Here is a 15,994-nt window from a genome sequence, read left to right on the forward strand (position 1 = left end):
GATCAATTTTATTGAAAAGTTGCGTGAACACTGTAAAGTTCATGGAATTCCTCTTTAACGAATTTTCAACTTTTTATATGATTTTTAAGCATTTTTCGTTGAGTTTTTTAGGATAAAATTAAAGTTCGTAGATCTTTTCAGTCTATGAGAGAGAACTGAATATTACGCACTAACCTTTGCTTTTTACGAGCATACAGGAAAAATAATACACGAAATATTGTTATAAAAAGCCTTATTTAATAAATCTTATGGTAGGCATTTTCGTGTTTTTACTATTCAAAATTTTTATGTTATGTTTATCCTTCTGCTGTCTGATAAGTGTATATTCAGCATTGCGTAAATGTGTGACCATTTGTAGTTTTGCTGTTTCATTTTGTAGCATAGCGAGCATTCCAATTATATGTGCTTGTAACTCAGCAATACTTTTTAGATCTTTTGTTGTCTTGATTTCGTTTAATAGTTCTTCAATTTGCTGAAAACGATTGTCTGCTTCTTCAAAAGTCTTTAGACTTATGGCTTTATCAGTGATGGCTGCATATTGGCTACGCTTGTTGATAAAACTGTTAGATTCATGGACAGAGATAGGAATTTCTTCTTCTTTTAAAATATTTTCAAGTGATGTAGCTAGAGCAGAAGATTTATTTCTATTGTAGAGCGTCTCCGGATTTTTGAGAAAAAAACTGCTGTGATCTGTTTGTGCATTTTTAAGTTTTTTAGTGTCGAACTTTTGGTTTCCCGTTATAGACTCGTGTATCTTTTTTACTTCCTCAAGTTGTTTTTTTAGTGTTTCGAGAAGTGGGTCAGGTGGCGCTTCCTTTTGTTGTGGAGGTTTTTTAGGCGTTGCTTTACGTGACTTTCCAAAAAAATTGGGCAATGTCGTTGGAACGGATGATGACAAATCCGCCGCTCCAGCGCCAAAAACCCAGGCCATTGCTGGGTTTGAAATCCCTAAAGTTATTACAACTACTATTGGAATGACCTTTTTTTTCATGTTTCCCTCCTGTCATTTTTTGCGTGCTGTAAGAAAATTGGTAACCATATTGCCGGATCATCACCAACTTCCGCGATAATGCTTTCGGCTAATTCTGCGTTATCAGGTGTACCTGATAACACCAAGAGCTCGTCACTAAAGTCGTGTTCGATGGTTTTTCCACCGCTTGTCAGATGGAATTTACCAAGATTCAGTTCTGCAAGCGCAGATTGATCACCTTGCTTAATGAGGAATTGGCGACTAAACTCACCAAGTCCTTTAACGAGTTCAAATTCGGTATCTGTTAGTTTAAAACCTTTTGTATAATCTTCATAGTTTGCTTTGGGATTGGCTAGAAAAATGTAAGTCGCACATTGTTGAATGAGTGTTTTGGCAATATTACTTTCTAAGGCATCGCTAGGCTCTTGTGTTGCGTAAACAAAAATACCATTTTGTTTACGGATAGTCTTTTGCTTATTTTTCGCCAAATCTTCAAAGTACGGATCTTGCAAAGGCTTCCAAAACTCATCAAAGATATACATAAATCGCTGTCCGCTAATCATGCCCTCTGTGCGGTAAAGCAAATACATCATCACTGGGGTGCGAGTTTCAAAATTATCTAAAAATTCCGTGATATCAAAGCCGTAAATTTGATGTGTTGAGAGATCAAGAACATCATGAGGATTATCAAATAACCATCCATAATCACCACCTTCACACCATTTTAGTAAGCGAGCATGAACAGATGGGTGAGCATTATAATCACTTAAACGTGGATTTGGTAAAAATTGTACCAGAAAGGACAAACGACGGAGTGATTGGTCAATGTTACTGCTCATAACAGACATAACCGCTTTGTTAATTTCCTCCTCGTCGTGATGCGTGACCTCACCACCAGCTTCTGCCAGTTTTTTAACAAATTGTTTCAGAAAAATCAGATTTTCTTGTGTGGGTGGGAGTTGGAAAGGATTGAAACCACTTTTCCTGCCTGGCTTGAATGTTAAATATTTTCCACCCATCGCTCGAATGGCAATTTCCATACCACGATCTTTATCAAAAACAACAGTTGTCGGCTTAAATTTTTGTGCTTGTGCTACCAAAAAGCCGAGTAACACGGTTTTACCGGAACCAGATTGTCCGATAAGTGCGGTATTACCGAGCAAACGTTTATCTGTTGAGTCCTCTTCAAGTTTGGAGGCATGAAAGTTGAAATAAAGCGGTGTTTTACTGGTTGTTTTGAGAATTGTGACGGCTGGACCCCATGGGTTGCCAGTGGGTTTTCCTGACATAAAATTATGAAAAGATGAAAATGATAAAAAGTTCAATGATGTAATCGGAGCAGGACGTGGTCTCCATTTCCAATTGCCAGGAAGTTGTGCCCAATAGCCAGCCTCTATCGCTAAGTCTACAGGTTTGGGGAGTAGCGCAACGTCTAGTAATGCTGCACTTGCTTTGGCCATATGGTCGCGAACTTGTTGAATTGTATCACCATAGATAGTCAATGTGCAGTGATGTTCTCCCATGACAAAATGTCCGCTGATAAGCTGATTTAATGCTTCATCAATTTGTTCAATTTGGCTCGTTGCCACATCTCGTGCATCAATAAGGTTACGCTGATGCCGTTGTAAATAGTCTTTAGCAGCATGTCGGGAGAGCACCGAAAAGCTCTGTGTCAATACGAACTCGAAGTCACTTTCCAACAAAACATTTAATTGTCCTGGTTTGGTTGTTGCATCATATTCTTTAATTTCCAGCATTCCAAATCGACGCATCCCACTGGTTGTTCGCAATTCACCAAGAGCACCCCATTTTGAGAAAAAAGGCCGATTGATAGACATATAGTCAGAAAAACGGTCCTGGCAAATTGGCATGGGGCGATATTCACCATTGACAAGCATTCCAAGGAACTCAAGTGCAGAAGAATAAGCATGCCCATTTTTTTCATAAGCACCAAGAAGTTCTGCACCGTAACGGCTTAAAGATTGGCCTAAAGTACGATTGATGTCATTGAGTTCTTTGATACATGAGTCTTGTCGCAGCTTTTTTTGATCAAGCGTTTCACGTTCATGTTGAGAAAAGAACGACATAATTTTATCCGCTATCGGTTGAAAAATGACAGTCAGATATAAATCATTGACCATCAAATTATAACCAGTAAAGCTTTGCCGATATTTTTCATCAAGTTGATAGCAAAACATTTGATCAAATGTTGAATCAGGATATTCATAAACACGGCGGCGTACAATATGCGTCCAAAATGATAAATTGGCCGATGCAATACCCCGTAGAGTATTGTTAAGCTCTTTTATCCATTGAAAAATATCATCTTCTGAAGCACTTTGATGCGAACGTCCGTCAATCTTCCAAATCGATAAATATTCCGCATTTTTAGTAGAGATAATCGTATCTGTAATGTGATGTGAATAAGGAAGGAACAGGCTTACAGGTGTTTCTGATATAAGACGCTTTCTGCTTTCAACAGCTGTCATGCTTATCTCCTTTTATTATAATTAGAGGGACTATAACTCGATGCGCCCCAAAAACCTTTATTGCGATTACGAAATTTGGTATCGATCCATAACCACCAGATACGAAACGCTTTATCATCGTTTTTGGTAATTTGCGCCATAATAAACCATAATGGTGGCGCCATAATCCACAAAAAGATATTTATTGTCATAGCAATAACAGCGACCATCATAAGCATAACAATAAACGGCATCATGGGTACCCCCCATATAGTTGGAACACGTGTTGCCCCCTTGAATAAGGGAAAAAATTTTTTTTCTTGCGGTTTCATGGGATGTTCTCGTCACTGGAGGTGAAATAATATGTGGCTAATATAGAAAGCTGCACCAGCAATAATGACACTGAATGCCCATCGCATAAATGTAGCTCTTGCGATGATGCGAAATATATAAATAAGCAGAAGTAATAAAAGAATGATAGCAGCAGCGATAGGAATAATTATACTTAATCCATATTGCATCCCTATGAAAACATCTAAACTTTTTGTTTCCGTCTGAGCATATGCAGATTGAGCTATTAGTAACATAACTGAAGTGATAACAATAGCACTAATCTCACACATCTTTGCTTGAAGCGTATTTAATTGTTTCATATCTTTTATCCCCTTTTAATTAAAGTTGCTATAAATAATATTCCTTTTTTCGTAGTATGAGCGACATTATTACTGGCACAAATCTATAATCGACGAGTATTAAAACATTACGTATTATACTAATTCACGCATTACCTGTAAATAACATTGCAGAAAGCTGGGTTGCTGAGCCAGCGATGACAACGCCAATTGCCCATCGTACAAAAGTATCTCTTCCGATGTATCGTCCTGCATAACCAATTGCTAAGCACAAAAGTATAACGGCAGCAGCAAGAGGGATAATATTGGTAGTAAGATCTGTTTGGAGACTTTCTAAAGCTGTTTTAGCATTATTTAACGCTGCATATGCAGGATTTGTTATAAAAAATGCGGTCATAACTGCAGAAAGTGTGGCGATTTTCTTATTATTTTTTGATTTAAGATTAATTAGTTTTTGCATATTTTACTCTTATTATTAGATAAGTTCTTACATTAAAAAACGTTTTGTATTATACTTATTCACGATTAACTTGTAAATAACATTGTAGAAAGTTGGGTTGCTGAGCCAGCGATGACAACGCCAATTGCCCATCGTACAAATGTGTCTTTTCCGATGTAGCGTCCCGCATAACCAATTGCTAAGCACAACAGTATAACGGCAGCAGCGATAGGGATAATCGCTTTCAAGTCTGTTTGGAGTGTCTCTAAAGCAGTTTTTGCATTTGTTAATTTTATTTGTTGAGCATACACAGGATTACTCATAAAAAATACAGTTAAAGCTGCAGAGATTTTTGTAGTTTTATTTCTAATTATTGTTTGAAGGGTATTTGATTGTTTCATATTGTTTATTCCAATTTAGATTACAGTTGGTATAAATAATTTTTTCTTTCTATATAGTTCTTTATTACACTAAATAAAAATACAGAAATCTAAGTTTCTTTAGCTCACTAAAGAAAAATTTCATTATTTTAATAGATTTATCAGTTAGATTTAAACAATAAACCAACAAGTTCAGCTGCTGAACCAGCGATAACGACACCAATTGCCCATCGTACAAAAGTATCTTTTCCGATATAGCGTCCTGCATAACCAATTGCTAAGCACAAAAGTATAACGGCAGCAGCAATAGGGATAATCACTTTCAAGTCTGTTTGGAGTGCTTCTAAAGCCTTTTTTGCAGGATCTAAACCTGCTGCTTGGACACATGCAGGATTGGTCATAAAAAATACAGTTAGAGCTGCAGAAAGTGCAGCAATTTTATTACGAGCTGTTGTGTGAAGAATATTTAATTGTTTCATGTTCTTTATCCTGATTAAGATTAAAACTCCCACAAATGACCCCTCGTTCATGAAGAAACTTAAAGAGATATTTTGGATCAGCCCAAGTTCTTAATTTTCCTCTTTGTGTAAGTAACGTATATTTATTTGGCTTTCCGGTGATTGGATCATCGGAAATAAACGTAAAATACCATTCTCTTTCTGAAAGCATCACGACTGTAATCTCACGTGCCGCTTTTTGACTAAATGCTATATCAACGCTGTTTTGTTCTATCATTTTCATTATCTTTGCCCTCAATTAGAAGAGATTTTGTCCAATCTTACTAATTAGAGCTTTAACATTTTCTTATCTACCTTTCATTATAATATCCTATCAAAATTCTAGAGTTTCGTGAAAATATCAGCTGTCACTCTAGCGAGCCTCTTGATGAAGAAGAATCTTCAACCGAAAAAGCATCGCTGGTACCACTTTCTTTATGTGTAAATGCATCTTCTTCTCCCTTTGAAGAGAGAGGAAGAGAATCTACGTTAGTTGTCTGTTCTGGTTCTTCTTTTTTAAGCTTTACAGGCTCCTGCAAATCTTCATTTTCCTGTACGGCAGCTTTTACTCCAATATATGAAGTAACTTTCTGTATAGAGGTGTGGTTTGAGTTTTCTGTTTTGTAAAAATTTAGCACAGATTGCAAAGTCGCTTTTTCAAAGATGCACTTTGATGTTGTTTGTTCATAGCAGTAAGTCAAAGCGCTTTGCACAGCTGTAAAATTTCCGCAAAAATCAAATGCATCAAAAAGAGAAAACAATTTCACATTTATAACATCAATTTGCCCTAAAATTATGTTAAAATTATGTTTATTCTGGCTAAACTGTTCAGTTATTGGGATTGTTTCCTTAAGCTGAGATGATTGATAGAAGAAGTTATCTTTATCATCTGTTACATAGACATTGTCCCGCGCTTCTTGTTCGGCGATAACTGAAAATGTTATGGGAGGCGTATTGGATATGTATGCAGCAGCAAAAAATGTGAAATCTGGAACAATCATTAGCAATACACCTTATTATGAAGAATTTTATTAATACAAATGCTAATTCTTTGTGGTGCATTTTCTCGTTGTTTTTTGATTTTATAAATTTGCAGAACAAGATTGTTTAGCTTAGAATATTCCCTGTGATTATTGTTTTGTTCTCTTCTAAAAATATTTCTAATACATGCGAATATCCAACCAACAAGATAAAAGTGTGTAATAAAATAGAGCATATTACGCCAACCAATATTATTGGAATCACGAAAAAAGGCGCTGCTTTTAAAAAATAATAATCTTTGATACTGTATTGAAGCTGCTTGTTTTATATAATTTTCTAGTTGCAAAAATCTTTTCAAAAAAAATTTATACGAAGTAAAAAGCCGTTGTGTATGAGGGGAGGTTTTATTGTCATAATGAACTACACTATCATTATACAGAGAGGGCTTGTTCTTTGTTGCGTATTGCCATAACTTATAGAGTGACGATTTATATTTACTTTTGACTACTGATTCATGAGAGTCAGAGAGGTGTGATGGCGTTTGAGTACTGCATTTAGTAGTTCCAGCGATTGAGCTGAAAAAAGATGCAGTGATGGTAGTTGATGTACCAATAAACAGTTCTTTGTGGTCCAAAGCACATCTCCGTCAAAGTGATATATGCATCGTAATTTTAATTTCGATAATAAATAGACAGAAATTGTCTATAATTGTGTTTAAAATATGGCAAGAAAAAATTCTTTTTTGCAAGGGGAGTAATTAAGGTGAATGATCTCAAAAATATGAATTTTGATGAACTACAAGAGATGCGTACACAAATCGATGTGGAATTAAAAAAACGGCAAGCAAAGGAAAAGCAAAATGCGCGACGAAAAATTCTTGAAATTGCTAATGCCCATGGAATTGATATCGCTGATCTTGTGAGCAAAGAGCGCCATTATAGAAATCCTAATAACCAATGGGAATTATGGAATGGGCGTGGACGTAGACCTAAGTGGATTAAAGAGTGGTTGGATAATGGGTATACACTTGATGAACTTGAAGTAACATAATACGTGTGCGATATTTACAAGATAAGGGAATACCAAGGAATGTAAATGCAAGAAGTATGCTCTTTTGGGTAATTTGATTGTATAAACATACTGAACGAATGTATTAAAGTATTGAGTGATCAAATAAAATGATAGGGGGCATGAACAGATGTATTTAAGTGAAAAAGGTTTTGTTGTTATAATCTGGCAAGCATAATGATGATGCCGGATTAAAATATTGTAATTGCTTTTGGCATTTGAGAGAGGGGGATATTTTACTTCTTTTTATAGTTTTATTGACTCTTTACAAAAGTGCTCGAAATGAGAACAATTTATTGCATAGGGATTTTCACTCAACATGTAAAATGATAATTTTATCAATTAATATGTTAATAAATTAGCATACTTATATTTTTGAAATATTGTTCTGTAGAATAAGCCTGATATTATAGATTTTGTTTGGTCTTTTTTCTATAAGATTATATATGAGGCATTTACTTTATTTATCGTTCGTTTTGTTGAGATGATAGAGTGTGTGGGAAATGAAAAATTTCTATGGCTGTTATGGGTTTTATAGAATTTATGACATATTTCTGAGCGCTTGTGATTAAAATTCATTTATGAGCATTTATGAATAATGAATAAAGAGCATATTTGAAAATAAAAGGATTGAGTCATTTCTATTGCGGTTTATCTTCTTTTATGGTGTGAAATAGGGGATGATATTCAAGTTTACAATTGTGTGTGATGGTATAGAGTACGGAACACTTTATTATATATTAGAATATTTTTTCTAAAATCGTGTGGCATTCCACAATAAGTTAAAGGGTTTGTCTGAGGAACAGAATACCTCAAACGGAATACGGTTGTGTTACCAATTTACGCGCTTTTTTTAAAAGAAAAATTTTTCAATGCAACGAAGCTTATTTTATGGTGCTTTTCGTGAATAGTATAACGTGAAAGTCCCTATGATTACATAAAATCCATTTTTGTACGCCAGCATTTTTATTTCAATAAAAAATATAAGCCGGCGCCATTATACACTTTACTCGCCTCCAATGTTACTAAAGCCCTTAGTACTTGAGAGGGTAAGGCTTTTTATTGCTGTTTTTATTTATACAACACTCCCGCTTGTGATGTGCAAGTGAATGATTTTGATTGCTTCACCATGAGAGAGATTTGAATTAAGGGTATTTTATGATCGTTAGATTTCTCACTCAATATGATAACAATGAATTTATTATTATAAATAAAATGTTGTGTGCTAAAAAGTCTTGTTTATTTCGTTATGACGTGAAATGGCTTCTTTTAAGGTGTGGTGATATAAGGCAACCTCTTTGAGACATTATTTTTCAGTGCGTAGTGAATATTCTTAGAATGTATCTCGCTTGTCGAGTCTTATGTTAAGTGAAATATGGGAGGAGGAAGTCAAGAGAAAATTACTCGACAGGAATCTGGTTTGTAAACAGATTGGATGAGATAGGAATTTTTTGTTCTTTGAAGGAGGGAGGCAAAGGTTGTAAAAAAGTGAAATAGGATGAATTTTTGCTTAAAGTGGGAAGCCGTGTAGAAGACGTGGAGCATTGGGAGTGAGACCAGAAGCTTCTTGAATGAAGTATTTTTTTATTTTTGGCGCTTGATTAACGATACCAAGGCCGGTATCGCGGAGCATCCGTAAAAGAAGGCTATCATTAGAAAAGAGTTTATTAAGCCAATCATTGCTTAAAGCCATACGGACAACTTCAAAACGTCTCCAGCTTTGATAGCGCTCTAAAGCAGTGAGGGAGCCAATGTCAAGACCTAGTCGCGCTGTTTCAATAATCACTTCAGCGAGGGCAGCGCTATCGCGTAATCCTAAATTGAGTCCTTGTCCTGCAATGGGGTGGATGGTATGGGCGGCATCGCCAACGAGAGCAAAACGTGGTTTAACGCATTGACGTGTTAAAGAAAGACTCAAAGGAAAAGCTTGACGTTCGCCATTCCAAGAGAGTTTGCCTAATCGATGGCCAATGCGTCTTTCGAGTTCTGTTTCAAAAATAAGGGCATTAGCTTTGAGATAATATTGCGCAGTTTTATGATCTTCATTCCACACAATGGCAGATCGGTTGCCTTTGAGAGGGAGAAGAGCAAAAGGACCGGCAGGTAAAAAATGTTGAATTGCTTGACCATTATGGGGTTTTTCATGTTCAACTGTACAGATGATTGCTGTTTGTTTATAGGGATGAGAAAAGTTTTTAAGACCTGCTTTTTGGCGTAATTTCGAATGGGCTCCGTCGGCTGCAATAAGCAATTTTGTTTGCCAAACCTCTTCATTATCTAAAGTGACGGTTTTATGTTGGTCTTCTTGATGAAAATCAATGACACGCGTGTTTGCAATAACAGGGATATTGAGATCTTTGACACGTTTTTTTAAAGTGTTGATGAGTTCTCTCTGCTCTACCATAGCAGCAAAGGGCTCACCAGGGTTAATGTCGCCTTCAAAGGTTAAAAGAGTGGGCTTGACAGGGTCACTTGTGCTTGTATCTGTGATGATCATTGAATGAATGGGTTGCGCATAGGGTTTTATAGGTTCCCAACATTGTAATTGTTTTAACATACGAATAGAAGCAGCAGCAAGGGCAATGGTTCGTATGTTAGAAGCAGGAGTATCTTCTTGTGGAGCAGCATCAACGATTTTTATTTTCAGATTAGGAGCTGTTTGCTTGAGTGCTATCGCTAAGGTTAAACCGACAGCCGCTCCCCCTGCAATGAGAAGATCACATTGTTTTGTTTTATGAGATTTAATTTTTTTATTGGGTTGTACGTCTTTATTGCGATTAGAACACACAATACTTCTTCCATTGTTTACAGTTTGCTTTCTTTTAAAAAGAATATCTTTTTAAATTGCCTAAAATATCTTAACGTTTACTTTTCTCTCTGCTTTACAAAAACGAGGTTTCTTTTTGGCGCCAATCTGATGACAGATTGGTTTTTCAGAGTTCTTCTGCTTCATCATTTATGTGATTCATTTTACAGATTTATCGGATAAGCTTTTTTGAATGTCCTCTTCAATTCTTTTTACACTTGGTTGATAAAAAAGAAAACTAAAAATAAACAAAGATGATCGTATATTTTTTAAGTTGTATGAATTACTTTAGTATGCCTGTCCTGAAGGGGGATATTTAGTTAGTATGATAGATAAAAAATTGTGTTCATTCGTGATGGTTAAAACAGTATTCATATTTTGCCGTTATCATGATGTAGCGTAAAAAACATTATCTGTTTAGGCAGGCGCCTATAGGACCCATGTCAAACTTTACACATGAGGTGTTTTTTGGTTGATCGTGTGATAAATATCCTAGGAGAGCTTTTTGTGCGCCTTAGGAAGGATAGTCTCTTAGGGTTGTGATATATGAGTGATATGAAGTGGTTAGAAGGTAGAACGCGCTAGATAAGACGTCGGATTGTTTACAGGCTATTTGTTTACAGATCGGTACAGAGTTTAAGCTTCATCCTTTTTTAAGAGAGAGTTATAACTCTTTAAAATATGAAAATTTTGTATTTGGAATTGATAGATGCACCGAAGTTCTTCTCCTTATGATTCATTAGAAGTGCGAAATTCTCAAGGTTCGCGTCTTATTGAGATGTTTTTACGTCAGATAGGGGTATTTATTGGGCTTGGGCTTTTGGGCTTTATTATTTTTTGTGTGTTTGCTTTGGCGACGTGGAATGTTGAGGATCCATCTTTAACCCATGCAAGTACAAATGAGGTTACAAATCTTATGGGGTGGATGGGGGCAATTTTTTCAGATTTTATTATGCAGTTTTTTGGCTTGGCAAGTCTTGCTGTTTTGTTGCCGCCATTATTTTGGTCTTTTCTCTTGTTGGCGCAAAAGAATATCTACAATTTGACTTTGCGCTTTTTTTTATGGGTGCTATCAACGATTTGTTTTTTAATTGCTTTTGCCCTTATGTCACCTGTTGCTTCTTTTACTTATTGGCCATTGCCAATGGGATTGGGAGGGGTTTTAGGAGATAAAGTTTTAAGTGTTGCTTCTTCAGTCTTTCCTCTTTTTCTTTCTCCTCTTTACACGGTGTTTTTCAGTGTTGTTTTTATTTTTTTAGGTTTTTTCACTGCTGCTTTTGCTGGCAATGTGATATGGCGGCGTCGAACAAAGAAAAGAAAAGAAAAAAGCATTCCAAAAGACGCAATCGTTAATCCAGTTTTTGAATTGGAAGAAGATACGGAATATGCTGCAGAGGATGATCGTGAAAATCATGGTTTTTTTGCGACAACTTTTGGCGCTCTTTTACATCTTTTTTATTTTTTACAAGCGCGTTTCTTTCGTTTGTTCTGTTTCAAAAGGCGTTTTCAGAGTAAGGGGCAAGGAAAGTCATTTGATCGGATTGAGCCAACTTTTTTGGGTGAAAAAGTAAAGTGTGAGGAAAATCAAAATAAAGCCTATGTTTCTCCTGTTAAAAATCGAAAGTCTTTAACAGCTTCTTCAAATGGTGGTTTTGTTCTTCCTCTTGTAGATTATCTTTCGGTTCCACCACCGTCTGTTAGGGATGCAAAACTTTCTCCTGCTGTTTTAAGAGCAAATTCTCAGGAACTTGAAGGGGTTTTGTTAGATTTTGGAGTCAAGGGGCAAATTATTGATGCTTGTCCTGGACCGGTGGTAACTTTGTATGAATTTGAACCGGCTGCCGGCATTAAGTCTTCCCGTATCATTGGTTTGGCAGATGATATTGCACGCTCGATGCGTGCGATTTCGGCGCGTGTTGCGGTGGTTCCAGGACGTAATGTGATTGGAATAGAATTGCCCAATGCAAAGCGTGAGATGGTTTATTTACGAGAAATGTTGCAGGCGCAGGAATTTATTGAAAGCAAAGCAAAATTAGGGCTTGCTTTGGGTAAGACAATCGGGGGGGAAGCTGTTATTGCAGATTTAGCAAAAATGCCCCATCTTTTGGTTGCTGGTACAACAGGGTCGGGAAAGTCTGTTGCTATCAATACAATGATTTTATCGCTTCTTTATCGGATGACACCTGAACAATGTCGTCTCATTATGGTGGACCCGAAAATGCTTGAGCTTTCGGTTTATGATGGCATTCCTCATTTATTAACGCCCGTGGTGACAGATCCTAAAAAAGCCGTGATTGCTTTAAAGTGGGCTGTTCGTGAAATGGAAGAGCGCTATAGTAAAATGTCAAAACTGGGCGTTCGTAATATTGATGGGTTTAATGCACGTCTCAAGGAGTCAGAAGGTCAAGGAGAGACAATGGTGCGTACAATTCAAGTGGGCTTTGATCATGAAACTGGTGAGCCTCTTTATGAAACGGAAACACTTGATTTTAGTCCTATGCCCTATATTGTTGTCATTATTGATGAAATGGCTGATTTGATGATGGTTGCTGGTAAAGATATTGAAGGCGCGGTTCAACGTTTGGCACAAATGGCACGTGCTGCCGGTATCCACGTGATTATGGCGACCCAGCGTCCTTCCGTCGATGTTATTACTGGGACGATCAAAGCCAATTTTCCTACACGTATTTCTTTTTCTGTGAGTTCAAAAATCGATAGCCGAACAATTTTGGGCGAACAGGGGGCTGAGCAATTATTGGGACAAGGAGATATGCTCTTTATGATGGGAGGAGGACGTGTTCAACGTGTGCATGGTCCTTTTGTTGCGGATGATGAAGTGGAGCAGGTTGTTGCGCATCTCAAAGCGCAAGCACGACCTGATTATTTGGAAACAATTACGCAAGAAGTTGAAGAGGATGGTGCTGATGTTTCTTTGGCTTCTCCCTCAGAAGATGATCCCTATAGTCAAGCTGTTGCTATTGTGCTTCGTGATCGTAAGGCTTCAACCTCTTATATTCAACGCCGTTTAGGCATTGGTTATAACCGTGCTGCGACATTGATTGAGAGGATGGAAGAAGAAGGTATCATTAGTCCAGCAAATCACGCAGGGAAACGAGAAATTTTAGTGCCTGCCGAAGAAGAACGCTTTTAAAAAATCTTTATAGTTGTTTTTTATAATATCTTATAAAACAAGTGTTTATCCTACGGTATCGTAGAAAGTCTGCATTTTCATAAACCAGCTCTCGACTTGCGATAGCTCCTTGGAACTTGGGACTCTTTATAAAGGATTCTTTATCTTATATAACTTTTATCCACACACCAACCTTGCTTGTAACGTGCAAGCAAATAATTTGAATTGATTCAATATGAGAGAGTATGTGATGAGAGAATCTTCCTGTCTTTGGCGTTATGATTTAAGTTAAAAAGATAATTTATTATAAATCAATATCTTGGTATAAAATAATGTCATTGCGAATGTAGGGATATAAAAGCATGTAAGGCTTGATATTTAAGTGTTTTTTTAAGTGCGCTCTAAATATTTAGGGCAAGGCTTATCTGTCGAGCCTTATATAAATGAATCATATGGGATGGGAAGCCAAGTGAAATCTGCTAAACTCCAAATTGTTTACAGGCTGGTTCGGGTGAAAATTTTTATTCTTTTGGATTGGAAGGAAGTCAAAAAAGCATTTTTGCCACTTAATAAAGAGTTTTCAGGTTCGCGAGCAATATATGTTTAGTACTTAATCCGTTATGTATTAATTATAATCTATGTTGCTTCACAGATTAGGGGTGGGAAAGAATATATTATGCGTTTAGAAAATCAACAGAAAAGCAGGAAATTTGGATGCTTTCGGAAACTTAAACGCAGACTGATTATTTGGAAACGATATCGCAAGAGATCGCAAGAAATAAAGAAGGATGTTTCTTTAGCTTTTTCTTTAGCAGATGATTCCTATTGTCAACCTATTGCTATTGTGCTTCGTGATCAGTAAGGCTTCGACCTCTTATATTCAACGCCGTTTAGGTATTGGTTATAATCGTGCCGCAACATTGATTGAAAGGATGGAAGGAGAAGGCATTATTAGTCCAGCAAATGATGTGGGTAAGCGGAAAGTTTTGGGGATGGTCGAAGAAGAATGCTTTTAAAAATCTTTTGATAGTTTTTTCAAACAATATCGTTATCTTATAAAGAAGGGTATTTATTCATCGTTGATTACTTAAGTTATAAATTATAAAGTCAATTAAGTATTGCTTGGGAGCATTTTTTTATGAAAACGTCTTTTTTGTCGCAAAGAAGAGTCTTTGGGTTGGTGGGAATTATTATCTTTTGGTGTTTAACTTTTCCTGTTTTTTCGCAAGCGTCTAATAAAGTGATAAAGGCGCAAAATGTTGTAAATCACTTTGCGGCAATCAAAACAATGACGGGTGATTTTATTCAGTTTAGTCCAAAGGGGAAAATGTCTCAGGGGACATTTTATTTAGAGCGCCCAGGGAAAATTCGTTTTATTTATAAGAAAATGCCTTTACAGATTATTGCAGATGGTCAATTTGTAGGTATTAACAATCGGGCTTTGAATACTTGGAACTTTTCACAACTTTCGCAAACGCCAATGAAGTTTCTGTTGGCTGATAAAATTGATGTATCTTCTGGGCGGTTATTGGCATTTCGCGAAGATCCAGGGGCTGTGACGATTGTTCTGCGTGATAAAACGATTGGGGCAGGGCAAATAAGGATGGTTTTTGATTCTAAAGGCTCTGCTTTGCGGCAGTGGACAATTGTTGACCAACAAAATTTGGAAACTACTGTGCAGATTATGAATGTGCGGACAGACGTCCGTTTCGCTAATGGAATGTTTGCACTTCCTTCGAAGAAATAGTGCGGTGTTGTTTCATTGGGATTGAAATGGATGTTATTTCGTATTGCAACTTGGAATATTAATTCTATTCGTTTGCGTCTTGCACAGGTTTTTCAGTATTTGGAACTCTTTTCCGCAGATGTTTTGTGTCTACAGGAAACAAAATGTCCAGATGCTTTATTTCCAGTGGGGGCTTTTGAAGCAGCGGGTTATAAGCATATCGCATTGAGTGGACAAAAATCTTATAACGGGGTGGCTATTGTTTCTCGTTTGCCTTTTAAAAAGGTAGAAAAGCGTTTCTTTTGCCAAAACCAAGATTGTCGCTATATCTCAGTTATTGTGGAAGCCCATGGGAGAAACTTGCGGATTCATAATTTTTATGTTCCTGCTGGGGGAGATATTCCAGATGCTGATGTGAATGAAAAATTTCGTCATAAGCTTGATTTTTTAGAAGAAATGTCTTCCATACGTGCGGATCAAGGAGATGGTCTTTCTTCTCTTTTGGTGGGCGATTTAAATATTGCTCCTTTGGCAGAGGATGTTTGGTCTCATCAGCAATTGTTGAAGGTTGTAAGCCATACTCCCATTGAAACCGAGCGTTTACAGGACTTGTGTTGTCAAGGTGGATGGGTTGATCTAATGCGGTTTCATATTCCTGCTCCTACCAAGCTTTATACATGGTGGAGTTATCGTGCACGCGATTGGGCATTTACCGATTATGGGCGGCGGCTTGATCATGTTTGGTCTTCTCCTGATTTAGCACCTTTTGTTGTAGATCTTTCGATTTTTCGTGATGCGCGCGGATGGGAACGCCCTTCAGATCATATTCCTGTGCAAACTGTATTTGATTTTTCACGTCAAGTTTGAAATAAGAGGTAAATAAAGTATTAATATTAA

The 15,994-nt window shown here is 36.8% G+C and carries 15 protein-coding genes and 1 pseudogene; 5 read left to right on the plus strand and 11 right to left on the minus strand.

Features of this window, described 5'->3' with window-relative positions; translation table 11 throughout:
* Positions 1-232 precede the first annotated feature (232 nt).
* The 10 genes from ACFIJQ_RS06605 to ACFIJQ_RS06650 all read right to left on the minus strand — a co-directional run bounded on the left by ACFIJQ_RS06605 (position 233) and on the right by ACFIJQ_RS06650 (position 7,001).
* Positions 233-991, minus strand: coding sequence for a type IV secretion system protein (locus ACFIJQ_RS06605; protein ID WP_375629262.1), 759 nt, complete (start codon positions 989-991; stop codon positions 233-235).
* Positions 988-3,459, minus strand: coding sequence for a VirB4 family type IV secretion/conjugal transfer ATPase (locus tag ACFIJQ_RS06610; RefSeq protein ID WP_375629264.1), 2,472 nt, complete (start codon positions 3,457-3,459; stop codon positions 988-990). The genes ACFIJQ_RS06605 and ACFIJQ_RS06610 overlap by 4 nt, the downstream gene beginning before the upstream one ends.
* A 2-nt stretch (positions 3,460-3,461) precedes the next feature.
* Positions 3,462-3,770: a type IV secretion system protein VirB3 gene (locus tag ACFIJQ_RS06615; RefSeq protein ID WP_375629267.1), complete on the minus strand. Its 309-nt coding sequence runs from the start codon at positions 3,768-3,770 to the stop codon at positions 3,462-3,464.
* A 12-nt stretch (positions 3,771-3,782) separates the two neighbouring features.
* Positions 3,783-4,091, minus strand: coding sequence for a conjugal transfer protein (locus ACFIJQ_RS06620; protein WP_375629270.1), 309 nt, complete (start codon positions 4,089-4,091; stop codon positions 3,783-3,785).
* 124 nt (positions 4,092-4,215) lie between these two features.
* Positions 4,216-4,530 carry a VirB2 family type IV secretion system major pilin TrwL gene (trwL, locus tag ACFIJQ_RS06625; RefSeq protein ID WP_375629273.1) on the minus strand — a complete coding sequence of 105 codons (315 nt, stop codon included), beginning with the start codon at positions 4,528-4,530 and terminating at the stop codon, positions 4,216-4,218.
* Positions 4,531-4,595: 65 nt separating this feature from the next.
* Entirely contained in the window at positions 4,596-4,910 is a 315-nt protein-coding gene (trwL, locus tag ACFIJQ_RS06630) for a VirB2 family type IV secretion system major pilin TrwL (protein WP_375629276.1), read from the minus strand.
* Positions 4,911-5,050: 140 nt separating this feature from the next.
* Positions 5,051-5,368 carry a VirB2 family type IV secretion system major pilin TrwL gene (gene trwL / locus ACFIJQ_RS06635; RefSeq protein WP_375629279.1) on the minus strand — a complete coding sequence of 106 codons (318 nt, stop codon included), beginning with the start codon at positions 5,366-5,368 and terminating at the stop codon, positions 5,051-5,053.
* The gene (gene korA, locus ACFIJQ_RS06640; RefSeq protein WP_015857010.1) at positions 5,331-5,630 is read right to left on the minus strand and encodes a KorA family transcriptional regulator; all 300 of its coding nucleotides are present in this window, start codon (positions 5,628-5,630) and stop codon (positions 5,331-5,333) included. Before korA ends, trwL (ACFIJQ_RS06635) begins: the two co-directional genes overlap by 38 nt.
* Positions 5,631-5,754: 124 nt before the next feature.
* A complete protein-coding gene (locus ACFIJQ_RS06645; RefSeq protein ID WP_375629282.1) occupies positions 5,755-6,387 on the minus strand; it encodes a TrwN protein in 633 nt (210 codons plus the stop codon).
* Positions 6,387-7,001, minus strand: coding sequence for a hypothetical protein (locus ACFIJQ_RS06650; protein WP_375629285.1), 615 nt, complete (start codon positions 6,999-7,001; stop codon positions 6,387-6,389). Before ACFIJQ_RS06650 ends, ACFIJQ_RS06645 begins: the two co-directional genes overlap by 1 nt.
* Positions 7,002-7,129: 128 nt before the next feature.
* Between ACFIJQ_RS06650 and ACFIJQ_RS06655 the strand changes: the two genes are divergently transcribed.
* On the plus strand, positions 7,130-7,417 hold the full coding sequence (locus ACFIJQ_RS06655) for an H-NS family nucleoid-associated regulatory protein (RefSeq protein WP_375629288.1): 288 nt from the start codon (positions 7,130-7,132) through the stop codon (positions 7,415-7,417).
* A gap of 1,528 nt (positions 7,418-8,945) precedes the next feature.
* On the opposite strand, the gene ACFIJQ_RS06660 is transcribed toward ACFIJQ_RS06655, so the two are convergent.
* Positions 8,946-10,223, minus strand: a complete 1,278-nt coding sequence (locus tag ACFIJQ_RS06660; RefSeq protein WP_375629291.1) for a ubiquinone biosynthesis hydroxylase — start codon at positions 10,221-10,223, stop codon at positions 8,946-8,948.
* Positions 10,224-10,950: 727 nt separating this feature from the next.
* Between ACFIJQ_RS06660 and ACFIJQ_RS06665 the strand changes: the two genes are divergently transcribed.
* From ACFIJQ_RS06665 to ACFIJQ_RS06680, 4 genes and pseudogenes are all read left to right on the plus strand, one after another.
* Positions 10,951-13,392, plus strand: a complete 2,442-nt coding sequence (locus tag ACFIJQ_RS06665; protein WP_375629294.1) for a DNA translocase FtsK 4TM domain-containing protein — start codon at positions 10,951-10,953, stop codon at positions 13,390-13,392.
* Positions 13,393-14,112: 720 nt separating this feature from the next.
* Positions 14,113-14,387: pseudogene (locus ACFIJQ_RS06670) on the plus strand (DNA translocase FtsK); the annotation flags it as partial.
* Between the two features lie 122 nt (positions 14,388-14,509).
* Positions 14,510-15,118, plus strand: coding sequence for an outer-membrane lipoprotein carrier protein LolA (locus tag ACFIJQ_RS06675; RefSeq protein WP_273787638.1), 609 nt, complete (start codon positions 14,510-14,512; stop codon positions 15,116-15,118).
* A gap of 30 nt (positions 15,119-15,148) precedes the next feature.
* Positions 15,149-15,964, plus strand: a complete 816-nt coding sequence (locus ACFIJQ_RS06680; protein ID WP_375629297.1) for an exodeoxyribonuclease III — start codon at positions 15,149-15,151, stop codon at positions 15,962-15,964.
* Positions 15,965-15,994 lie beyond the last annotated feature (30 nt).

This window comes from Bartonella sp. TT67HLJMS (assembly GCF_042193375.1).
GTDB lineage: Bacteria > Pseudomonadota > Alphaproteobacteria > Rhizobiales > Rhizobiaceae > Bartonella > Bartonella grahamii.